A 20,448-nucleotide genomic window follows, 5' to 3' on the forward strand; every position below is an offset into this window, starting at 1 on the left:
ACTGACCTCACAGGAAGGCCGATCGGTTGAGCCAGCAGACGAACGCCACCCCAGCGGTGACCGGTGACCGGGTGACCCGGAAGGTCCGGCGGCTCGCCGCGGAGTTCCCGGAGCTCGGGCGAGTGCGGCACGTCGAGGCCAATCCGCCGTCGCCGAAGGCGTGGGCGGTCACGCTCGGCTTCGTCGCCTTCTGCGTGATCGGGGCCGCCATCGGCAACGCCACGGTGGCCGGTGCGCTCGGCATGCTCCCGATCTGGTTGGCGATCTGCGGGGGAATCCTCTGGTACTACGGCGGGGAGAAGGTCGTCGTCTTCGACCGCGGGCTGCTGATCGGGTCGTTCGCGCCGTTCCTGCGGCCTCACGTGGTGCCGTTCGCCCAGTTCGCCGTCGGCTCGATCACGGCGGTGCGACCGGCGTGGAAGCTGGCTGCCATGCTGACGCCGCGGACCTCGCTCTTCACGGGCCGGAACACGATCTGGGCGTTCAACGGGGTGGCCTTCGTCGCGGTGTTCGGTCCGGTCGCACGGCGCAAGTACGTCGACGCGGCCGGGACCTTCAGCGGTCACGGTGCGCGGCCGAGCACCGCTATCGTCTGGTGGTTCGCCACCTGGCGGCAGCCCGATCGTCTGGTGAAGGCGCTGGAGGCGGCCCTGGTGGATCTCGGCCACCCGGTGGTCGGCCTCTCGCACCACGTGCTGCCGCTGGTCCGGATCAGCGGGAAGCCTGCCGACGCCGCCACTCAGGTTCCCCGGCTGGTGGCCGCGCTCGAGCAGTCGTTCTGAGCGTCGTACCGGGTCAGCGCGCGAGCCGTTCGGCCGCAGTGGCGCCGCGGCGGCTCACCGGGACGACGCCGGCCACCGTGCCGAGGCCGAGCAGCGGCATGTTGCCGTAGATCGTCTCGGTGTGACCGGCCGGCACCACGAACGTCTCGTGCCAGATGCCGACGGCGCTGCCCTGGTAGGACTGCTTGTAGAACTCGACCCACGCCGGGCGATGCGTGCGCTGTGCGTCGTTGGCGAACGCCTGCAGCTTCTCGGCCGATTCCCAGTACTGCACCATCGTCACGCTGCGCAGCCCAGGGAACGTGCGGAAGCCGAGCAGACCACTGTCCGGGTCGGCGCTCAGTTCGCGCAGCATCGGCCCCATCGCGCGGGCGACCGGGAGCCAGCGGCGCAGGGCACGCAGTTTGTTCACCCGCATCCCGATCAGGAAGACCACCAGGTCTCCGTCGTACGCCGCCGTTTGCCGTCCTTCGATCATCATCGCACCCCTTGGATAGTTCCGATACCCAATATTGGAGAGTGGTACTCTCCAAAAGTCAACAGGAGGACGAATGTGGATCGCGGAACTGTCCCGGCGGACCGACGTACCGGTGCCGACGATCAAGTACTACCTGCGCGAGGGCCTGCTCGCGCCGGGTGAGGCCGTCGGCGCCACCCGCAGCCGGTACGACGAGTCGCATGTGCGTCGGTTGCGGCTGATCCGGGCGCTGGTCGAGTCGGGCGGGCTGTCGCTGGCGCGCGTCCGTAGCGTGCTTGCCGAGGTGGACGAGGAGTCCCGTGACGTGCACGAGGTGCTCGGCGCGGCACACGGCGCGCTGATCCCGGACGACCTCACCGCGACGGTCGAGTCACGGCTGCGCGTCGACGAACTGATCGCGGAACACGGCTGGCTGGTCTTCGCCGAGTCGACCGACCGCATCCTGCTCGCCGGAGCGCTCGACGCGCTGGAGAAGGTCGGCTACCACCTGGACGACGACCTGCTGCAGGTCTACGCCAAGGCTGCGGCCGAGATCGCCGACGCGGAGGTCGCGCATCTGCCGTCAGGGGATCGGCAGAGCATGGTGGAGGCCACCGTGCTGGTCACCGCCCTCGGTGGACCCGTGCTGCTCGCCCTGCGGCGGCTGGCCCAGCAGAGCGCCTCCGCCAAGCGCTACGGCAGCTCGCACCTACCCGGCTGAGGTCTGCACCAAGAGAAGGAAGGTCCGCGCGTAGGTCAGGTCGTCCACCGGACGAGGCCAGTCGAGCTCGGCGATCGCCGCACTGGCCGTCTCGTGCATCTCGCCGTTGACCCGGACCTCGGCCGTCTCAGAGCCCTCGCGACCGCCGAAGAAGACCTTGATGCCGACCAGTTGCCCGCCGGTGAGCTGGAGATCCTTGGTCAGCACCGGTGCGAGGACCGGGGCGAGCAGATGGTCGCGCGCCCACAGTTGCGCTGCCTGGTGCTCGGCGCCGGTGCCCCATCCGACGATGCCGCCGTGGATCAGATGCCAGCCGGGGAAGCCGCCCGGGTCGTCGGCGCCGAAGTGCCCGGCGAAGGACCCGTCCTGGATGAGCAGCTCGAACACCGCGCTGCCCGTCGTACCGAGCCAGAGGTCGATCGCGCGGTCGACCGAGTCCTCGACGGAGTCGCCGTACCCGGCCACGCAGTCGGACAAGGTGGTCGTCTCGGGCCGGTCCAGGTTGAGCACGAAGTTCAGGTCGAGATGGCCGGCGTCGCCGCTGTGGTCCTCGCCGAGCGTGACGCCGACCGTGCCGGGGCCGCGCACCACGTCGCCGTCGACGCGCCACTCACGCCCCGAAGCCGCCGCCAGTTTCGCGGCCAGCTTGTCGAGGATCACGGGGTCGGGCAGCCGATCGGTCATGCCGCGACCCTAGTACGCCGTACTCGGGCCGCCGCGGTACGCCGTGTCCGGCCCGCCGTGGTCCGCCGTACTCACGCTTGCGCGCGGGCCGCCTGCCGGGCTCGCAGCCGGTCGCGCTGCTCGACGAACCGCGACGCCTGCGCGTCCAGGTCGGTCATGAACTCGGCCAGCTCGTCGCGCGCCTTGGCGCCGTCGCCGCTCAGGTCGTCGCGCTCGAACACCTTCCACATCCGCAGGATCGGCGCGACCACCTCGTCGTGGTGCAGCCGCAGATCGTAGATGCCGGCCTTCGCGATCGTCACCGAGTTGCGGGCGAACCCCTCCATCGTCGCGCCCGGCATCGAGAAGTCCGCGACCTCGTTGGTGACCGCGCGCATGGTCTCGTTCGGCGCGATCTCGAACGCGGCCGAGACCAGGTTGCGGTAGAAGATCATGTGCAGGTTCTCGTCGGTGGCGATCCGGGCCAGCAGCTGGTCCGCGATCGGGCAGCCGGTCGCCTTGCCGGTGTTGCGGTGCGAGACGCGGGTGGCCAGCTCCTGGAAGCTGACGTACGCGACGGCCTCCAGCATGTTCTTGTCGACCTGGTGCCCGGCGGTCATGTGCGCCATCCGGGCCACCTCGAGCTCGACCGGGTCCACGCCGCGGGTCACCACCAGGTAGTCGCGCAGCGCGATCCCGTGCCGGCCCTCCTCGGCGGTCCACCGGCCGACCCACGTCCCCCAGGCGCCGTCCAGCCCGAACTGGGTGGCGATCTCCCGGTGGTACGACGGCAGGTTGTCCTCGGTCAGCAGGTTCGTGATCATCGCGACCTTGGCCACCGGGTCCAGCCGCGACTGCTCCGGCGCCCAGTCCTCGCCCCCGAGGAACGCGAAGTCCCGGCCCTCGCTCCACGGCACGTAGTCGTGCGGGTTCCAGTCCTTGGTGATGCTCAGGTGCCGCTCGAGGTTCTCCTCGACGACAGGCTCGAGCTCGTGCAGCAGGTTCGTGACCAGCTTGTCGGACACCAGGGGTTCCTCTCGTCGGCGTCCCCCTACCTTACGGCACCGTAAGTTACGGGACCGTAGGTTGTGCTGGATTATCTTTTTTGTAGCGTTCCAGCAGGTCGGCGAGTTCGACCGGGTGTCCGAGCATGGGGAAGTGGCCGCCGCTCACCTCGTCAGGTGTGATCCCCAGCCGCTCCTCGGTCACTCGGCGGAGGAAGTCCGGCGGGAACAGTCGGTCGTCGCGTGCGATCACTGCCCGCGTCGGCACCTTCGGCCAGGCGCGGAGCGGGCTCGGCTCGACCATCGGCGCGCCCGACTGCGGCCGCAGTTCCCGCAGCGCCTCCTGCGCCAGCTCCGGCGGCAGATCGTGGAAGAAGGCGTCGATGGTCTCGTCCTCGCTCCACGGATAGTCCGTGTTCACCCACCACTGCTCCGCCGACTCGCCCGGCCGCGGCACCATGCCGGCCACCAGGACCAGCAGGTCCACGTCGATCCGCTCGCAGACCAGCGGCGCGGTCATTCCGCCGAGCGAGTGCGCGACCAGCGTCACGTCGCCGGCGTCGCCGATCGCCTCGATCACCACCTCGGCGTACTCGGCGAAGCCGGCGGTCGGGTGGTCGCACGGGAGGTCGACCGCGATCACCGAGTGCCCGCGCCGGCGCAGTTCGTCGGTCAGCGGGTGCCAGTGGTACGGCGTACAGCCCGCGCCGGGAATCAGCACGTACGTCATGCGATGCACCTTATGGTGGGCCGGTGGACCGGTCCGTCTTTCCGCACTTCCACGCGATCACGACGCGGTGGAAGGACAACGACGTGTACGGGCACGTCAACAACGTCGAGTACTACAGCTTCTTCGACACCGTGATCAACGAGTTCCTGATCCGGTCCGGCGGGCTCGACATCCACCGCGGGCCGGTGATCGGGCTGTGCGTGGAGTCGCAGTGCACGTTCAAGGCGTCGCTGGCGTTCCCGGACACGGTCGACGCGGGGTTGCGGGTGACCAAGCTGGGGAACTCGAGCGTGACCTACGAGATCGGGCTGTTCCGCGCGGGCAGCGACGCGCCGGCCGCGCTCGGGCGGTTCGTGCACGTGTTCGTGGACCGGGAGAACCGCCGGCCGGTCCCGCTGCCCGACGAGTTGCGCAGCGCGCTGGAGGGAATCGCCGGATGATCGTGCAGGGTGCCGTACTGCGGGAGATGGGACTGCCTCAGCCGTACGCCGAGTCGCGGCCGCTGCGGATCGAGGAGGTTGAACTGGCCGCTCCCGGACCGGGGGAGCTGCTGGTCAGGGTGCGCGCCGCCGGGTTGTGCCACTCCGACCTGTCGGTGATCGACGGATCCCGGCCGCGGGTGATGCCGATGCTGCTCGGGCACGAGGCGACCGGCGAGGTGGTCCGGTCGGAGTCGCCGGCGTTCGCGCCGGGGGACACGGTCGGCTTCGCGTTCGTCCCCGCCTGCGGCGTCTGCGGGCCGTGTGCGGAAGGACGCGCGGCCCTGTGCGAACCGGGCGCGGCCGCGAACACCGCCGGCACGTTGCTCGGCGGCCCGCGGCGGCTGGACGGCGTCCACCATCACCTCGGCGTCTCCGGATTCGCCGACCACGCGGTGGTGTCGGCCCGGTCGGCGGTGAAGATCGATCCGTCGCTGCCGCCGGAGATCGCGGCGCTGTTCGGGTGCGCGGTGATGACCGGCGTCGGCGCCGTCGTGAACACGGCCCGGGTCCAGGCCGGGCAGAGCGCGGTCGTCTTCGGTCTCGGCGGCGTCGGGTTGTCGGCGTTGCTCGGCGCGGTGCTGGTGGGCGCGCACCCGATCGTTGCCGTGGACGTCGTCCCGGAGAAGTTGCGCCTGGCCGAGTCGCTCGGTGCCACCGTGGCAATCGATGCCCGCGGCAACTCTCCGGTCGAGGCCGTACGGGAGGCGACCGCCGGCGGCGCGTACTACGCGTTCGAGACGGTCGGCAGCGCCGCGGTCCTGGAGCAGGCGTACGCGGCGACCCGCCGGGGCGGGACGACCGTCACGGTCGGGCTGCCGCATCCCTCGCAAACGTTGAGCATTTCGGCGGTCTCGCTGGTCGCCGAGGAGCGCACACTCAAGGGCTCCTACCTCGGATCAGCCGTTCCCAGCCGGGACATACCCCGCTACATCGCGCTGTACCAGGCCGGCCGCCTGCCGGTCGATCGGCTGCTCAGTTCCACCGTCGCGCTCGGTCAGCTGAACGAAGCCTTCGACGAACTGGCCGCCGGTACTTCGATCCGCCAGGTCCTCGTGCTCTGACCGAAGTTGCTCTCGCCTGCCAACGTGTCGGGAAAGGTAAATTCCGCGTCAGGACCGTATACAACGCGGCAACCTCTGGGGCAGGCTACGCACCGTGCGGATACGCCCACCGCACGTGAGGCAGGGACCGTTCGAGCGCCGCCCGCGCACGCACGGTTCCCGAGGAGTCCCTGAGGAGGACCCCCCATGCAGAGCAGGATCCGTCGTACCGGCGCGCTCGTCGGAGCCGGTGCCGTCGTCTTCGGCGCGCTGGCCGTCGTGGCCGGCAACCAGGCCGACGCGCAGCAGTCCGCCCCCACCCCGCTGGACCAGGTGATCGGAGAACAGCTCCAGGGCAAGGCCGCGCTGGGCAAGCTCCAGCCGCGCCTGGCCGAGCTGGCCGAGCGCAACGGGATCGCCGAGCAGAAGCTCCAGCAGATCCTGGCCACCGACAAGACCAGCTGGCTGGACAAGACCGGCAAGCTCTTCTTCCGCGAGCCGATGGCGACCAAGGCCGAGCGGACCGCGACGGCCGCGTCCCCGCGCTGGGCCGCTGCTCCCGTCCGCTCCGCCGTCGCGGCCGGACCGGCGTTCGAGCTGCACAGCAAGCCCGGCGCGAACCGGGTGATCTACCTGGACTTCGACGGTCACACGATCACCGGCACCGCCTGGAACTCCGGCGGCAGGCCGAGCACGGTCAACGTCGCGGCGTACGACACCGACGGCAACACCGCCAACTGGAGCACGGCCGAGCAGGACGTCGTACGGGACGTGTGGGCCCGGATCGCCGAGGACTACGCGCCGTTCGACGTCGACGTGACGACGCAGGCGCCGGCGGAGTCGGCGATCACGCGGTCCGGATCGTCCGACCAGCAGTACGGCACGCGCGTGCTGATCGATCCCGGCACCTGGTACCAGTCGGGCTGCGGCTGTGGCGGTGTGGCGTACGTCGGTGTGTACGACGAGGCGAGCCGGCACGCGTACTACCAGCCGGCGCTGGTCTTCACCAAGGGCGTCGGTACCGGCGCGAAGAACATCGCCGAGGCGGCGTCGCACGAGGCCGGCCACAACATCGGCCTGAGCCACGACGGCACGGCATCGGTCGGGTACTACCAGGGCCACGGCGCCTGGGCCCCGATCATGGGCGTCGGCTACTCCAAGGCGATCAGCCAGTGGAGCAAGGGCGAGTACACCGGCGCGAACAACAAGGAAGACGACTTCGCCGTCGCCGGCCAGAACGGCCTCGCGCTGCGCGCCGACGACCACGGCAACTCGACCACCGACGCGACGACGCTGGCCCTCGGCGCCACCGCCAACGGCGTCTACGCCAACGACAGCGACGTTGACGTGTTCCGCGTCGCCAACCTGGCCGCCGGCCGCTACACGTTCACCGCGAACGCCGCCGCCAGCGGCGCCGACCTGGACATCAAGCTCCAGCTGCTCAACTCGGCCGGCACCGTCGTCGCCACCGCCGACCCGGCCGCCGGCCAGACCAGCGCGAGCACGCCGACCGGCCTGAGCGCGAGCATCACCCAGGAGGTTGCCGCAGGCACCTATTACCTGCGGGTGGACAACGTCGGCTACGGCAGCCCGCTGAACACCGGCTACTCGACGTACGGCAGCCGCGGCGCGTACTCGGTCCGCGTCACCGCCGGCTGACCTCCCGGGCCGCCGCCTCCTCTGGTGAAGGCGGCGGCCCCGCTTCCCTGGGCGCCACCCACGACCCCCAGCTGAACCTCCCTGATCGGGACTGCGGCCGCGGCGCGGCCAGGCGTCTGAAGCACCCACCCCTGAACCCTGCGGCAGGCCGCCCTCTGGCGGGCCGGCCACCCGCAGGCGCCGTCCCCCGAGCCCGTGCTCGGGGGACGGTTCTTTGCCTGGGTGGACAACACACTGCGGATCGCACTGCTCGCCGCGGCCTTCGACCTGTGCATCTCGGTCGCGCCGGGCCGAGGCAGCGGTGCTCGCCGAGCCGCCGCGGGAGAGGTACTGGTGGCGGCGCAAGACCTCAGCGGAGACGCTCAAGCTCGGGCTGCACGAGGTACCAACCGACGCCCACGGCGAGGAAGCATCCAGCAGCCGAGCCGCACAAGCCGGCACATCGAGCCACCTGAGGTGACACACGTGCGGCACGCCGTCCTGACCGTCACCACCACCAGCTCTCGGGCCGACCCGGGAACTGGTCCAGCGCTGAACTCCTGCCGGGCGGTAAGTCCGCCAGCCACAAGGCTTCCTTCTTCGGGTCCTGCGAGTGCCGACCACGTCGCCGCCGGACGTGGCTCGTACGTGCGCGGTTCGTGCGCGCGACTCGCGTGAACCGTCGACGGGTCGGCAGCGGATCTGCCGGCCCGAACCCCGGGGGAGCGGTGCCCGCCGACTCGGGCTGACGGCGGACGCCCTCCCCCGGCTCGGTGGAAAGGGGCGGGTCGAGCCGCAGATCGCTGACCCGGACAGTGCGTCGTAGCCGCTCCGCTGTGACCTGTCGCCACACCGCAACCAAGCACTCGATCAGCCGGGGGCGTCATCGGGTCAGCTCCAGTTCGTCGTCGGGGGAATGGCGGGCGCGCTCCTGTGCGCGCGGGAAGGCGTTGGTCAGGCGCGCCAGGTCCTGGTCGAGGGTGGTGAGGGCGGCGTGGAGGGTGGACCGGGAGCGGTGGGCGGCGAGGTCTTGGGGAAGGAACTGGAGGACCTCGAGGGACTGGAACGCCGTGCGCAGGTGGGATTCGAGGTGGTGGCGGACTTCGGGCTCCTGGAGGGGAGGGACTCGGCGGGGGAGCGTGGTGGAGCGGTAGAGGAGGTCGACGACCAGCGGCCATTGGCCTTCTGTGGTTTGGCGATTGAGCAGATGCAGGGTGTTGCCTGGGGGTTGGGAGCGGCGGTGGTCCAGGTAGTTGGTGAGGGCGAGGGTGGCCGGGACGTACGACTGGTACGACGGGCGGGTGGCGACGTGTTCGATGCCTGGGGCGTGGTGGGGGATGGCGAGGTGGTGCAGATAGGCGTCCAGGTGGGTGTGGGACCAGGCTTCGGCCACGCCCTCCTCCAAGGCCTGAGCGCCCAGGGTGTGGAAGGCCTGGCGGGCCGCCTCCTGGGTGGCGCCGTGAGGGCCCAGGAAGTGGGATTGCTCGTGGAGCAGAGTGAGTAGGGCGTCGCGGTAGCGCGCGAGGGTGGTGGTCGGGCGGGATTCGCCGGCGCGGGCGTACAGGTCGTGCAGTGGGGCGAGGATGAACTCGCGGTCGAGATGGAGCGTGCCGTCCCAGTGGGCCAGGCCGAGGATGCCGTCGCCGGCCTCGACGATCTGGCCGTTCCAGGCGGACTGGTCGGCGCCCGACAGCGACAAAGCGGCTCGGGCGTGCTGGGTCAGCAGCTCGGGCAGGGTGTGCGGAGCAGCGGCGGGGATGACGCGGCCGGCGTTGTGGTGCTGCAGGGCCGACTGGATCTGGTCGACCGTCATGGGCGCAGGGACGTGGCGAGGCGGACCAGGGCGTCGGCGGAGCGGTGCAGGTTGGTGCGCTCGTGCGGATCCTCACAGCTGTCCGCGCGCTGGCGAAGCTCGGCGATCAGCCACTCGGTGCGGGCCAGGCGGTCGCCGTACGGCTCGGTGGTCTCCATGGGGGTCCTTCCAGGCGAAGTGATGTCTCGCCAGGGAAGGTATGGAGAAAGGGCCCGGGATCAGAGGTCGATCAGCAGGCTGTGGAAAACCCCGGAAGCTCAGCGCGAGTGCTCGAGACCGTCGGCCAGCATGGCCAGCGGTTCGGTCATCTTCAGCAGCGTGAAGCGTTCGCCCGGATCCTCGACCCGGTCGGCCAGCGTCCGGATCTTCTTGATCGCCCGCTGCGCCAGCTTGATCCGCTCGGTGACCGGTCCCTGCGCGGCCTTCGCCTCCGCGGTCAGCGCGGACGCCTCCTGGAACGCCTTCTCGTACGCCGGTGAGGCCGGCGGCGGCGCGCTCCGGCGGACGATCTCCAGCAAGTCGGTCAGCGACGCCAGGTCGGCAGCGGCGTCCTCGCGCTCGGAGCGGAGCTCCACCTGGTCGGCCAGCACCGCCAAACGGCTCACTTCGGCGGCCAGGCCGTCCACGTCCAGCCGCGCGTCGAGGCACGCCTGCTGGACGGCGTCATACGCAGAGCGGAACTCGTCGTACCTCACAGTGAACAAACCTAGGGCACAACGGGCGTCCGCGGCGAGACACGAATGTCGCCCTGGTTGAACCTCTGGCGAAGAAAACGGATCAGAACAGCGTCGGCGGGGTGGTCTCCACCGGTTCGGGCAGCGGCTCGAGCTCCGGAACCCGGGCCCGGACGTCGTCGTGGAACCGCCGCGCCAGCCCGAGCGCCAGCGCGTTGTCCGGGGTGTGGATGAAGATCGTCGGCGAACGCCCCTCGCGCAGCCACCCGGCGGTCAGGTCGGCCCAGCCCTGCCATCCCGCCGCGGTCTCCTCCGGGTCGTCCCGCCCGATGTACCGCACGATCGGGCGGTCGGTGAGAGCACGCGTACGCCGGCGAACGCGCGGCTTGTTCATCCACGCCTCGCGCTCCACCAGGCTCGTCGCCGGCCGGCCGAACAGCGTCGTCGTGTCGAACGGAACCCACTCCGATCCCGTCCTCGCGAGCACCTGCTCGAGCTTGCCCGCCGCCCGCTCGTCGTCGAAGAACTCGCGGTGCCGCACCTCCACGGCGTACCGGTGATCGCGCGGGAGCTTGTGCATGAATGTCGCGAGCGCGCCGAGATCGCCCGGGCCGAAGGACGCCGGGAGCTGGATCCAGAAGGCGTGGGCCCGCGGGCCGAGCGGTTCCAGGGCGGAGAGGAAACCGGCCAGCTCGGCGTCGGCGCTGCGCAGGCGGCGTTCGTGCGTGATTGTCTTCGGCAGCTTCACCACGAAGCGGAAGTCCGGCGCGGTCTGCGCGGCCCAGTTCTCGACCGAGCCGCGGGACGGCGTTGCGTAGAAGGTGGTGTTGCCCTCGACCGCGGTGCACCAGGTCGCGTACGTGCGCAGGCGGTCCTTGGATCCGAGGTCCCAGGCCGCATGCGTCCACATCGCGCAGCCGACATGAAGTCGCACGGACAAAACCTTAGGGGGTGTCTGATGATTCCCCGCCTACTGCGCGGCACTCGGCACGGCACCTCGCCGCACTGGCGCGAAGGGCACGATGCTCCGCATCGCACCCTCCGCTCCAGCACGCCGAGCCACCGCACCGAGCACCTGCTCGCTACGGCGCGGAATCATCAGACACCCCCCGCGGGCCCCCACGACAAATCGTGAGGGCCCGGCCAGGTCAGGACGACGCGATCAGCGCTCGACCTCGCCCTTGATGAACTTCTCCACCAGGTCGCGGCAGACGTCGTCGGCGTACTGCTCCGGCGGCGACTTCATGAAGTACGACGAGGCGGACAGGATCGGGCCGCCGATGCCGCGGTCCTTGGCGATCTTCACCGCGCGGATCGCGTCGATGATGATGCCGGCCGAGTTCGGTGAGTCCCAGACCTCGAGCTTGTACTCCAGCGACAGCGGCACGTCGCCGAAGTTGCGGCCCTCGAGCCGGATGAAGGCCCACTTGCGGTCGTCCAGCCAGGCCACGTAGTCCGACGGGCCGATGTGCACGTTGCGCGGGTCGATGTCGTCGACCAGCTGCGAGGTGACCGACTGGGTCTTGCTGATCTTCTTGGACTCCAGCCGGTCGCGCTCCAGCATGTTCTTGAAGTCCATGTTGCCGCCGACGTTCAGCTGGTAGGTCCGGTCGACGGTGACGCCGCGGTCCTCGAACAGCTTGGCCAGCACGCGGTGGGTGATGGTGGCGCCGATCTGCGACTTGATGTCGTCGCCGACGATCGGCACGCCGGCCGCTTTGAACTTGTCGGCCCACTCCTTGGTGCCCGCGATGAACACCGGCAGCGCGTTGACGAAGGCGACCTTCGCGTCGATCGCGCACTGGGCGTAGAACTTCGCCGCCTGCTCCGAACCGACCGGCAGGTAGCAGACCAGGACGTCGACCTGCGCCTCACGCAGCGCGGCGACGACGTCGACCGGCGCGGCGTCGGACTCGGTGATGGTCTCGCGGTAGTACTTGCCCAGCCCGTCCAGCGTGTGACCCCGCTGCACCGTGACGCCGGTCGGCGGCACGTCGCAGATCTTGATCGTGTTGTTCTCGCTGGCACCGATCGCGTCGGCGAGGTCGAGGCCGACCTTCTTGCCGTCCACGTCGAACGCGGCGACGAACTCGACGTCGCGGACGTGGTAGTCGCCGAACTGGACGTGCATCAGACCGGGGACGCGCTCGTCGGGCTTGGCGTCACGGTAGTAGTGCACGCCCTGCACGAGCGAGCTGGCGCAGTTGCCGACACCGACGATCGCTACGCGGATCGAAGTCATCTGGAACTCCTTAGTTGGGGGGTGGAACAGGCGGTGTGTGGTCTGGGGGCCGCTGCTGGCGCCGCTCGCCGTCGATCAACTCGTTCAGCCAGCGGACCTCGCGCTCGGCCGACTCCAGGCCGTGCCGTTGCAGCTCGAGGGTGTAGGCGTCGACCCGCTCCGCGGTCCGGCTCATCGCCGCCCGGAAGTTGGCCAGCCGCTCCTCCATCCGGGCCCGGCGGCCCTCGAGGATGCGCAACCGGGTGGCCGGATCGGTCCGGCCGAAGAACGAGAACCGGACCCCGAAGGTGTCGTCGTCCCAGGCCGACGGACCCGCGTCGTGCATGGCGTGCGCGAAGTGGTCCTTCCCGTCGGCGGTGATCGAGTAGACGATCTTGGGCCGGCGGCCGTCCGGCGTACCGGCTTCGGTCGCGATCAGGCCGGTGCGGAGCATCGCCTTCAGGCACGGGTAGAGCGACCCGAACGACAGCACCCGTCCCCACCCGAACTGGGCGTTGACGCGCTTGCGGAGCTCGTAGCCGTGCATCGGCGCTTCGTGCAGCAGGCCGAGTACGGCGAGCTCCAGGACCCCACTGCGGTTTCCCATGACCCACCTCCCTCAACCCAGTTTGTCATGACCTGATGTATCGACTCGATACATCGTGCCGCCACTGTAAGCAGCTCGCTGACGGCGCGACAACTCATGACAAAGTCGATCTTTGTCAGCATCGCGGGCGACGCGCGCCGGGAAAGCTGTTACGTCAGGCGCTGATCTGCGTTAATCACGTGACACACAGCGTCGTGGGTCAAGAGCGGAGGGTCATGACCGAGACTCAGGGCAAGCACGCCCGGCACGGCACCGAGGGTGAGGGGCCGCTGGCCCGGACCGCCCTGCGGTTCACCGCGTTCACCGAGAAGTGGCTGCCGGACGCGTTCGGGTTCGTGCTGGTCGGCACCTTCGTGGTGCTGCTGTTCGGGCTCGTCACCGGTGAACCGCTGCTGAAGCGCCCCGACGATCCTGCCGCGACGCACGGCTACGGCCTGGTCGACGCGTGGGGCCTGGGTTTCTGGAGCCTGATCACCTTCACGCTGCAGATGGCGATGATCATCATCGGCGGGTACGCCGTGGCGACCAGCGGCCCGGTGGCCCGCCTGATCGCCCGGCTGGCCCGGATCCCGAAGACGCCGCGCGGCGCGGTGGCCTTCGTCGCGGCCGTCGCGATGTTCGCGTCGTACCTGAACTGGGCCTTCAGCCTGATCTTCGCCGCGATCCTGGCCCGCGAGGTCGCCCGGAACGTGCCGAAGGCGGACTACCGCGCGCTCGGCGCGATGGCGTTCCTCGGGCTCGGCACGGTCTGGGCGCAGGGACTGTCCGGCTCGGCCGCGCTGCAGGTCGCCAGCCCGAGCAGCAGCCCGGAGCCGGTGCAGGAGGTGATCCGGGCGGGCGGCCACGCCAGTGGGGTGATCCCGCTCAGCGACACCATCTTCACCTGGCAGGCGATCGTCGCGACGTTGTTCGTGTACGTCGTGGGCGTCGCGATGGCCTGGTTCATCGCGCCCGGCGAGAACAACGCGAAGACCGCGGAGCACCTCGGGATCGAGTTGAAGCCGCTGATCGGGCGCGGTTCGCAGTACAACGGGCAGCGGGTGAACGGCGAGACGCGGAGGCCGGGGGACTGGCTGGAGCACTCGCCGCTGTTCACCCTGCTGATCGTGCTGCTCGGCGCGGTCTACCTGGTCCGGTACTTCGACGGCAAGAGCTTCTTCAACGCGCTCGACCTGAACACGGTCAACCTGATCCTGTTCCTGCTCGCGCTGCTGCTGCACTGGCGGCCGTGGCGGATGGCCCGGGCGGTCCGGGACGGCGCACCGGCGGCGGCCGGCGTACTGCTGCAGTTCCCGCTGTACGGCGGCATCTTCGGCATGATCGCCTACACCGGCATCTCGGCCCGCCTGGCCGGCTGGCTCGTGCAGGCGAGCACCCAGTTCTTCTTCCCGCCGCTGGTCGCGATCTACTCCTGCATCCTCGGCGTCTTCGTGCCCAGCGGCGGCAGCAAGTGGGTGATCGAGGCGCCGTACGTGCTGGCCGCAGCGAACGAGCTGAAGGTGGACGCCGGCTGGATGGTCGTCGTCTACGACCTCGGCGAGGCCAGCGCGAACCTGCTGCAGCCGTTCTGGATGCTCCCGACGCTGGCCATCCTGGGCCTCAAGGCCCGCGACATCATGGGCTACACGTTCACGCTGTTCCTGGCCTGTTTCCCCGCGGCGTTGCTCGCTGTGACGCTGCTGGCGCCTCGCGTCACCGGATGATCACTCGGAGTGGCCATTTAGGGGCCGTTACCACATCACCTCTAGTCTGGGTGCCAATGACTTCAGCGAGATCGTCGAGGACTGGACAGTGAGTGAAGCTCGTCGCAAGGCCGCCCCGTCCCGTGCGCACCGGAAGAAGCACTGGGCGTTGCGGGTGGCGGGATGGTTGCTGGGACTGTTCTTCCTCGGGGTGATCGGGGCGGCGGCGACCTTCTTCATCGGGTACCAGACGACCGACATCCCGGACCCGAACAAGGAGTTCCAGACCAACACGACGACGGTCTACTACTCCGACAACACCACGGTGCTGGGCGCGTTCTACGACCAGAACCGGAAGTCGGTGCCGCTGAGCCAGATCCCGAAGACGGTGCAGGACGCGGTGATCGCGGCCGAGGACCGGACCTTCTGGACCAACCCCGGGGTCTCACCGTCCGGCATGGCGCGGGCGGCGTTCAACATCGCGCGGGGCAAGCAGCTCCAGGGTGGTTCGACGATCACTCAGCAGTACGTGAAGATCATGTATCTGACCCAGGAGCGGACCTTCTCCCGGAAGTTCGCCGAGCTGTTCATCGCCACGAAGCTGAGTCGCCAGACGGACAAGAAGGAAATCCTCGAGGGCTACCTGAACACCATCTACTTCGGTGAAGGTGCCTACGGCATCAGTGCCGCCGGCGACGCCTACTTCAGTGAGCCGGATCCGAGGAAGCTGTCGGCGGAGAAGGCCGCCTTCCTGGCCACCGTGCTGAACAACCCGAGCTACTTCGACCCGGACAAGCCGGAGGCCCAGCAGCGGATCCTCGACCGCTACCGGTACGTGCTGGACGGAATGCGCCAGGGTGGCACGATCACCGACGCGCAGTACGCGACGATGAGCAAGAAGGTGCCCCCGCTCAAGAAGAAGGTCAAGAGCCCGCGGTTCAAGGGAACGAAGGGCTACCTGCTCGCGATGGCGCGGGACGAGCTGGAGACCCTGGGGTACACGCCCGAGGAGATCAGTGGCGGCGGCCTCCGGGTGGTCACCACCTTCGAGGTCGGCAAGCAGACCGAAGCCGTTCGCGCGGGCACCACCGAGTTGCCCAAGAAGAACCGGGGCAACCTGCACGTCGGCATCGCGTCGGTGCGTCCCGGCACCGGCGAGCTGGTGGCCATGTACGGCGGTGTCGACTTCGTGAAGAGCGAGCTGAACTGGGCCCGGCTGCGGGCTCGTCCTGGCTCGTCGTTCAAGCCGTTCGCCGTCGCGGCCGCACTGCGGGACGATCGAAGCCTGTACGACATCTTCCAGGGCAACAGCCCGATCGAGGTCCAGGGCAAAGAGCTGAACAACGAGTTCGACAACGACTACGGCGACGTCACGTTGCTGAAGGCCACCAAGCTGTCGATCAACACCGCGTTCTACGACCTGGTCGACAAGCAGATGGAGGACGGCCCGGCCAAGGTGGTCGACGCGGCCGAGGACGCCGGAATCCCGAAGACCCAGGCGCTGGAGAACGACCGGGACAACCCCTCGACCGTGCTGGGCCCGAACGCCTACGCCTCTCCGATCGACATGGCCAACGCCTATGCGACCTTCGCCGCCGGCGGCATGTACACGCCGGTGCACACGATCAAGTCGGTCACCTCGCCGGGCAACGGCAAGAACTTCAAGCAGGAGGACAAGTACAAGTCGGTCCGGAAGTTCGACGAGGAGGTCGCTGCCAAGGTCAACTTCGCGCTGATGAGCGTGACCGAGGACGGCGGCAGCGGCGAGCGCGCCCAGAAGCTCGACCGTGAGGTGGCCGGCAAGACCGGTACGGCGGGTGGTGTCGCCGTGGAGCACCGGGCCAAGAACGCCGCGTGTGACGGCTGCCTGGACGGGGACGACACACTGACGTCCTGGTGGACCGGGTACACCCCGCAACTGTCGACCTCCGTGCTCTACCGCGCGGGCAAGACCGGTGAAGGCGACCTCGACCCGTTCAGCGACGACCAGGCCTTCTTCGGCGGCAACTGGCCGCTGCGTACCTGGCTGGCCTACATGGAGCCGGCGCTGGGCAGCTCGGAAAAGAAGACGTTCGAGGAGCCGGACCCCGACTCGATGGACAGCCCGACCCCGACGTACACCCCGTCGCCGACGTTCACGCCCAGCGACCCGCCGCCGACGACCAAGCCGACCCAGAGCCCGTCGGACCCGCCGACCTCGCCCACCTCGACGAAGCCGACCAGGACCAAGCCGACCGAGTCGCCGTCGGATCCCCCGAGCGACCCGCCGACGACCGATCCGACCAAACCGACGCGGCCGCCGATCACCTTCCCCACCGACCCGAACGACCCACCTGGTGGCGGGCAAGGCGGCGGCAACGGTGGCGGGAACGGGAACGAGGAGCAGTAGCCCGGGCAACGCGCCCGCCGACCGGAGCGGAGCCGGTTCGGCGGGATGGGGCACGATGGGGGTGTGTTCGAGCGAACGGCTGGGGAGCGGCCGAAGCGGGGGCGGCGGGCTCGGGAGACCGGTCTGGCTGGGATCCGCCAGTGGTTGCCTGACCAGCTGAGTCGCGAGGCGCTCGGCTGGTGGTTGGTGACGCGGGCGGGCATCTTCCTGCTCGCGCTGTCCGCGCCGCTGCTGTTCAACCGCGGCGACACCTACCCGAACGTGTGGCGGGCCTGGTGGCAGTGGGACGTCTGGCACTTCAAGGCGATCGCGGAGTTCGGCTACGCGAACGGCGAGCCGTCGGGCGCGCCGCTCGCGGCGTTCTTTCCCGGCCTTCCGGTCCTGATGCGCGCCGCCAGCTGGCTCGGCATCGGGTACGTCGGGGGCGGCATCCTCGTCTCGGCGATCGCGAGCGCGGTCGCGGGGGTCTGGCTGGCCAAGCTCGCGCAGTACGAGTTCCCCGAGCTGCGGGACTTCGGTCCGACGGCCGCGCTGGTCTGGTTCGCCGCGCCGGTCGGCGTGTTTCTGGCCGCGCCGTACACCGAGGCGTTGTTCTGCGCGTTCGCCTTCCCGGCCTGGCTGGCGGCCCGGCAGGGGCGGTGGGCCCGGGCTGCGGTGCTGGTCGCGCTGGCGTCGACGGTCCGGGTCTCGGGCCTGTTCTTGATCTTCGCGCTGGCAGTCGAGTTCATCACCTCGAAGAAGCGCGACTGGCGGTCGCTACCGTGGCTGGCTCTGCCGGCCGTGCCGGTGCTCGGCTTCATGGCGTACCTGAAGCAGATCCACGGCTCCTGGTTCGCCTGGCAGGACGCGCAGGAGAAGGGCTGGGCCCGCGAGTTCACCTGGCCGTGGACGTCGATCGTGCACACCTTCGAGGCCGCCACCAAGGGCCACTTCCCAGGCGACCGGACCGACTGGACCTGGATGTTCCGCGCCGAGCTGGTCGCGCTGGCGATCGGACTGCTGCTGCTCGTCTGGCTGCTCTGGCGCCGGTCGTGGGGCGAAGCGGCCTGGGTCGGGGCGACAGTGGCCGCGTTCGTCACGTCGTACTGGGTGTACTCGCTGACCCGGGCGACTCTGCTCTGGTGGCCGTTGTGGATCGGGCTGGCAGTGCTGCTGCACCGGAGACCGTGGCTGGGCCGGGTCTACCTCGGGGTCGCGATACCACTGGCCGCCATCTGGGCCGCGGCCTTCTTCACCGGCCGTTGGTCGGGCTGAGTAGTTCTGCTCAGGACTGCGGTGCCGGCCCGGCTTAGCGTGAGGCCATGGCGAAGCCGACGATTTCCAGAGCCGTCCAGGTCCTGGCCGCCGGTCTGGCGGGTCTGACCGCCCTGGCTGCCCTGGTCGTACTCGAGGCCCCACTGTGCCCGCCCGGCTCGGAGACCTGCCGGGCCGACGAGTGGAGCGCCACCGCGCGGGCCTACCTGACCAAGTAGGCGAACCGCTGCGGCGCCGTCTCCCCGTACGGCGTGACGACGGCGACGGCGAGTTCGTGCGCTCCCGGCGTCAGGTCCAGCGCCCACTCGGCCGCGTCGACGGCGCCGGAGTCGACGTGCAGCCGGATCCCCACGCCGTACGGGTGGAAGTGCTGGAACCGGACCACCGGTCGCTCGACCGTCCCGCCGAGACCGGTCGCCAGCGCGGACAGCCGTGGGTACGCCGGTTCGCCGTCGCGGACGAGTCGTGGCGTCTCGATCACCCGTGAGCCCTGGAACACCGGTGCGAAGGCCTCGCCCGTCCAGGTCACGCCGGTTGTGGTCGCCGACGCGAAGTACGTGAACCAGGCGGCGGCCTGTCCCGGACTGACCGCCCCGGGACCGACGAAGCGCGGAGGGTTGTCGAGCGCCTGGAGCTCTCGCACGCCGAGCGGCGTACCGGAGTCGTCGACCCAGTACGAGCCGTTCTGGCCGTCCAGCACGACCCACCGGTCGAGGTCGTCGATCCAGGCCTCGCTGACGACGTGGCCGCGCCCGACTCCCGCGTGGTGCGAGCTCTGCCGCAGGTCGACGCGTCGCGCCGGGATCCGGACGGCGTTGAGCGCCTGGCTGAGCACGATCGAGTACTCGACGCAGGCGAACCGTTCGCCGGCGTCGACCCGTTCGAGCACCGTCAGCGCGTCCGGGTCGTCCACATGGCCGTTGGCATGCCGCCAGGAGCTGTGTACCCACTCGAGCAGCTGGACGGCAGCAGTCCAGGCGGAGCCGGCCGGCACGGGCAGACGCTCCAGCAGTCCGTCCAGCCGGTCCGGTGCGATCGTGTAGAGCTCCAGCGGGAGCATCGGCTCGGCCTCGGGCCAGTCGGTCAGCTCCAGCCGCGGCAGCGGGACGTTGCCGAGCATCCGGCGCTCCAGCGACGGCCAGCCGGCCTCAGCTCCGAACACCTTCTCCAGCTCGCCGTCGAACAGCTCAGGCTGGCTGAACCCACCCGCCACTGCCTCCTCGAGCAGCTGCCACGCCTCCGAGGAGCCGAGGTGGCGAGCGGCCAGTGCGGCACCGGGCGCCCACAAGTGGGTCCACCACTCGACGTCACTCCGGAGCGACGGCAACAGCTCCAGCAACTCCTGGTGGCGGTCGTCCCGTAAGCACTGCTCCGCCTGGAGCCGCAGCTCGGCCAGCTCCCGGGGCACGTGGGGCATCCCGCCTCCATCTCGCGATGTGGACTCTTCACCGACCGGGCAACCTATCGGGCAGCTCGATCGTCAGTACGAGTGGTAGGGGTGGCAGTCCGGGCGGGGACGCCACCCCTCCCTTCACCTTCACAGCCGTCCGGCGGAACCTCTCAGGGGCAGGTTCCGCCGGAATTTTGTGTGGGCACGGCGCCAAGAGCGGCTACCACTCTATTCAGCTTTACCGGTAGCCCGCGCCCGCCGGTTGGCGGTGAGGCGTCGCACCTTCACGCTCGTCCCGCAGTCTGCCATGGCGCACCAGCGCCGCGACCCGTTCCGGCTGTGGTCGAGGAACAGGAATCCGCAGCCGCCCTGCTCGACCGGGCACTCCTTGAGCCGGCTGGAGTCGGCGGTCAGGAAATCCACGACGATCCGCGTCAGTCGGTCCGCGATCAGCTGCGCCGGAGTGGTCCCCACCTGGAGCCGGACCGAGGCGCCGTCCCGCACCAGCACCGACCGAGCCGAAGCGGCCGCCCAATGCAGGTTGAGCGTCCCGATCGCCACGCTCGAATCCAGCGTGCTCTGCGCCGCCGGCACTCGGTCCGCAAGAAGCGCGTACGCCGCCTCCCGGACCTCGCGCACCACCCGAAGCGCCTGCTGGTCGGCGCCCGGTGCAGCGTGCCAAGCCGCCGCGACGGCGGCCGCCTCGGCAGCATCGACCAGCTCGACCCGCTGGGCCCACTCGAGCAGCTCCACCGGTTCGCCCAGGTACTCGTGCTGCTCGGGGCCGGCCGGGCGCCGAGGGGCGACGGTGTTGACCAGGTCGAGAGCCAGATGACCTCCGACGATCCGCAACTGGGGATTGTCCCGGGATGTCATACCTGCGATGCTACCAGTGTAAAGA

The 20,448-nt window shown here is 69.7% G+C and carries 21 protein-coding genes; 9 read left to right on the forward strand and 12 right to left on the reverse strand.

The features are described 5' to 3' along the window. The first annotated feature begins 26 nt into the window (after positions 1-26). Entirely contained in the window at positions 27-782 is a 756-nt protein-coding gene (locus BWI15_RS32765) for a hypothetical protein (RefSeq protein ID WP_077018377.1), read from the forward strand. A 13-nt stretch (positions 783-795) separates the two neighbouring features. Here the strand turns inward: BWI15_RS32765 and BWI15_RS32770 are convergent, their stop codons facing one another. Then, positions 796-1,263: a DUF4188 domain-containing protein gene (locus BWI15_RS32770; protein WP_077018378.1), complete on the reverse strand. Its 468-nt coding sequence runs from the start codon at positions 1,261-1,263 to the stop codon at positions 796-798. A 70-nt stretch (positions 1,264-1,333) separates the two neighbouring features. On the opposite strand from BWI15_RS32770, the gene BWI15_RS32775 reads away from it, so the two are divergent. Then, positions 1,334-1,960, forward strand: a complete 627-nt coding sequence (locus tag BWI15_RS32775) for a MerR family transcriptional regulator (protein WP_077018379.1) — start codon at positions 1,334-1,336, stop codon at positions 1,958-1,960. Here the strand turns inward: BWI15_RS32775 and BWI15_RS32780 are convergent. The 3 genes from BWI15_RS32780 to BWI15_RS32790 all read right to left on the reverse strand — a co-directional run bounded on the left by BWI15_RS32780 (position 1,949) and on the right by BWI15_RS32790 (position 4,357). Further along, positions 1,949-2,644, reverse strand: coding sequence for a DUF6348 family protein (locus BWI15_RS32780; protein ID WP_077018380.1), 696 nt, complete (start codon positions 2,642-2,644; stop codon positions 1,949-1,951). The genes BWI15_RS32775 and BWI15_RS32780 overlap by 12 nt on opposite strands. Positions 2,645-2,715: 71 nt before the next feature. Further along, on the reverse strand, positions 2,716-3,648 hold the full coding sequence (locus BWI15_RS32785; protein WP_077018381.1) for an acyl-ACP desaturase: 933 nt from the start codon (positions 3,646-3,648) through the stop codon (positions 2,716-2,718). Between the two features lie 46 nt (positions 3,649-3,694). Then, positions 3,695-4,357, reverse strand: coding sequence for an alpha/beta fold hydrolase (locus BWI15_RS32790; RefSeq protein ID WP_077018382.1), 663 nt, complete (start codon positions 4,355-4,357; stop codon positions 3,695-3,697). A gap of 23 nt (positions 4,358-4,380) precedes the next feature. On the opposite strand from BWI15_RS32790, the gene BWI15_RS32795 reads away from it, so the two are divergent. From BWI15_RS32795 to BWI15_RS32805, 3 genes are all read left to right on the forward strand, one after another. Beyond that, positions 4,381-4,797 carry an acyl-CoA thioesterase gene (locus tag BWI15_RS32795; RefSeq protein WP_077018383.1) on the forward strand — a complete coding sequence of 139 codons (417 nt, stop codon included), beginning with the start codon at positions 4,381-4,383 and terminating at the stop codon, positions 4,795-4,797. Continuing rightward, positions 4,794-5,900 carry a zinc-dependent alcohol dehydrogenase family protein gene (locus tag BWI15_RS32800; RefSeq protein ID WP_077018384.1) on the forward strand — a complete coding sequence of 369 codons (1,107 nt, stop codon included), beginning with the start codon at positions 4,794-4,796 and terminating at the stop codon, positions 5,898-5,900. The genes BWI15_RS32795 and BWI15_RS32800 overlap by 4 nt, the downstream gene beginning before the upstream one ends. A 186-nt stretch (positions 5,901-6,086) precedes the next feature. Continuing rightward, the gene (locus tag BWI15_RS32805) at positions 6,087-7,538 is read left to right on the forward strand and encodes a zinc-dependent metalloprotease family protein (RefSeq protein ID WP_077018385.1); all 1,452 of its coding nucleotides are present in this window, start codon (positions 6,087-6,089) and stop codon (positions 7,536-7,538) included. 862 nt (positions 7,539-8,400) lie between these two features. Here the strand turns inward: BWI15_RS32805 and BWI15_RS32810 are convergent. The 6 genes from BWI15_RS32810 to BWI15_RS32830 form a co-directional block, all read right to left on the reverse strand. Continuing rightward, complete coding sequence (locus BWI15_RS32810; protein WP_193432207.1) at positions 8,401-9,330, reverse strand: hypothetical protein; 930 nt, start codon at positions 9,328-9,330, stop codon at positions 8,401-8,403. After that, complete coding sequence (locus BWI15_RS39625; protein WP_168197412.1) at positions 9,327-9,488, reverse strand: hypothetical protein; 162 nt, start codon at positions 9,486-9,488, stop codon at positions 9,327-9,329. Before BWI15_RS39625 ends, BWI15_RS32810 begins: the two co-directional genes overlap by 4 nt. A 99-nt stretch (positions 9,489-9,587) precedes the next feature. After that, positions 9,588-10,025 (reverse strand): hypothetical protein, encoded by a 438-nt coding sequence (locus BWI15_RS32815; RefSeq protein WP_077018386.1) that lies wholly within the window; start codon positions 10,023-10,025, stop codon positions 9,588-9,590. 82 nt (positions 10,026-10,107) lie between these two features. Further along, a complete protein-coding gene (locus tag BWI15_RS32820; RefSeq protein WP_077018387.1) occupies positions 10,108-10,938 on the reverse strand; it encodes a DUF72 domain-containing protein in 831 nt (276 codons plus the stop codon). A gap of 228 nt (positions 10,939-11,166) precedes the next feature. Then, positions 11,167-12,246, reverse strand: a complete 1,080-nt coding sequence (locus tag BWI15_RS32825) for an inositol-3-phosphate synthase (RefSeq protein WP_077018388.1) — start codon at positions 12,244-12,246, stop codon at positions 11,167-11,169. Between the two features lie 10 nt (positions 12,247-12,256). Beyond that, entirely contained in the window at positions 12,257-12,832 is a 576-nt protein-coding gene (locus tag BWI15_RS32830) for a PadR family transcriptional regulator (RefSeq protein WP_077018389.1), read from the reverse strand. Positions 12,833-13,047: 215 nt separating this feature from the next. On the opposite strand from BWI15_RS32830, the gene BWI15_RS32835 reads away from it, so the two are divergent. The 4 genes from BWI15_RS32835 to BWI15_RS39630 all read left to right on the forward strand — a co-directional run bounded on the left by BWI15_RS32835 (position 13,048) and on the right by BWI15_RS39630 (position 18,375). Continuing rightward, positions 13,048-14,535, forward strand: coding sequence for a short-chain fatty acid transporter (locus BWI15_RS32835; RefSeq protein WP_077018390.1), 1,488 nt, complete (start codon positions 13,048-13,050; stop codon positions 14,533-14,535). An 88-nt stretch (positions 14,536-14,623) separates the two neighbouring features. Further along, complete coding sequence (locus BWI15_RS32840) at positions 14,624-16,903, forward strand: transglycosylase domain-containing protein (RefSeq protein WP_083751145.1); 2,280 nt, start codon at positions 14,624-14,626, stop codon at positions 16,901-16,903. 63 nt (positions 16,904-16,966) lie between these two features. Next, positions 16,967-18,157 (forward strand): mannosyltransferase family protein, encoded by a 1,191-nt coding sequence (locus BWI15_RS32845; RefSeq protein WP_083751146.1) that lies wholly within the window; start codon positions 16,967-16,969, stop codon positions 18,155-18,157. 47 nt (positions 18,158-18,204) lie between these two features. Further along, positions 18,205-18,375, forward strand: coding sequence for a hypothetical protein (locus BWI15_RS39630; protein ID WP_168197413.1), 171 nt, complete (start codon positions 18,205-18,207; stop codon positions 18,373-18,375). Here the strand turns inward: BWI15_RS39630 and BWI15_RS32850 are convergent. Together BWI15_RS32850 and BWI15_RS40335 are read right to left on the reverse strand one after the other, a co-directional pair. Next, positions 18,360-19,574, reverse strand: coding sequence for a transglutaminase domain-containing protein (locus BWI15_RS32850; protein ID WP_077018392.1), 1,215 nt, complete (start codon positions 19,572-19,574; stop codon positions 18,360-18,362). The two genes, BWI15_RS39630 and BWI15_RS32850, sit on opposite strands and share 16 nt — an antisense overlap. A 201-nt stretch (positions 19,575-19,775) precedes the next feature. Continuing rightward, positions 19,776-20,423 carry a CGNR zinc finger domain-containing protein gene (locus tag BWI15_RS40335; protein WP_083751147.1) on the reverse strand — a complete coding sequence of 216 codons (648 nt, stop codon included), beginning with the start codon at positions 20,421-20,423 and terminating at the stop codon, positions 19,776-19,778. Positions 20,424-20,448 lie beyond the last annotated feature (25 nt).

This window comes from Kribbella sp. ALI-6-A, assembly GCF_001984195.1.
Lineage (GTDB): Bacteria > Actinomycetota > Actinomycetes > Propionibacteriales > Kribbellaceae > Kribbella.

Coding starts and splice junctions, on each gene's coding strand:
- BWI15_RS39630 (WP_168197413.1), top strand. CDS start 18,205: ATGGCGAAGCCGACGATTTCCAGAGCCGTCCAGGTCCTGGCCGCCGGT.
- BWI15_RS39625 (WP_168197412.1), bottom strand. CDS start 9,488: ATGGAGACCACCGAGCCGTACGGCGACCGCCTGGCCCGCACCGAGTGG.
- BWI15_RS32770 (WP_077018378.1), bottom strand. CDS start 1,263: ATGATGATCGAAGGACGGCAAACGGCGGCGTACGACGGAGACCTGGTG.
- BWI15_RS32835 (WP_077018390.1), top strand. CDS start 13,048: ATGACCGAGACTCAGGGCAAGCACGCCCGGCACGGCACCGAGGGTGAG.
- BWI15_RS32825 (WP_077018388.1), bottom strand. CDS start 12,246: ATGACTTCGATCCGCGTAGCGATCGTCGGTGTCGGCAACTGCGCCAGC.
- BWI15_RS32800 (WP_077018384.1), top strand. CDS start 4,794: ATGATCGTGCAGGGTGCCGTACTGCGGGAGATGGGACTGCCTCAGCCG.
- BWI15_RS32780 (WP_077018380.1), bottom strand. CDS start 2,644: ATGACCGATCGGCTGCCCGACCCCGTGATCCTCGACAAGCTGGCCGCG.
- BWI15_RS32810 (WP_193432207.1), bottom strand. CDS start 9,330: ATGACGGTCGACCAGATCCAGTCGGCCCTGCAGCACCACAACGCCGGC.
- BWI15_RS32775 (WP_077018379.1), top strand. CDS start 1,334: ATGTGGATCGCGGAACTGTCCCGGCGGACCGACGTACCGGTGCCGACG.
- BWI15_RS32830 (WP_077018389.1), bottom strand. CDS start 12,832: ATGGGAAACCGCAGTGGGGTCCTGGAGCTCGCCGTACTCGGCCTGCTG.
- BWI15_RS32805 (WP_077018385.1), top strand. CDS start 6,087: ATGCAGAGCAGGATCCGTCGTACCGGCGCGCTCGTCGGAGCCGGTGCC.
- BWI15_RS32790 (WP_077018382.1), bottom strand. CDS start 4,357: ATGACGTACGTGCTGATTCCCGGCGCGGGCTGTACGCCGTACCACTGG.
- BWI15_RS40335 (WP_083751147.1), bottom strand. CDS start 20,423: ATGACATCCCGGGACAATCCCCAGTTGCGGATCGTCGGAGGTCATCTG.
- BWI15_RS32850 (WP_077018392.1), bottom strand. CDS start 19,574: ATGCCCCACGTGCCCCGGGAGCTGGCCGAGCTGCGGCTCCAGGCGGAG.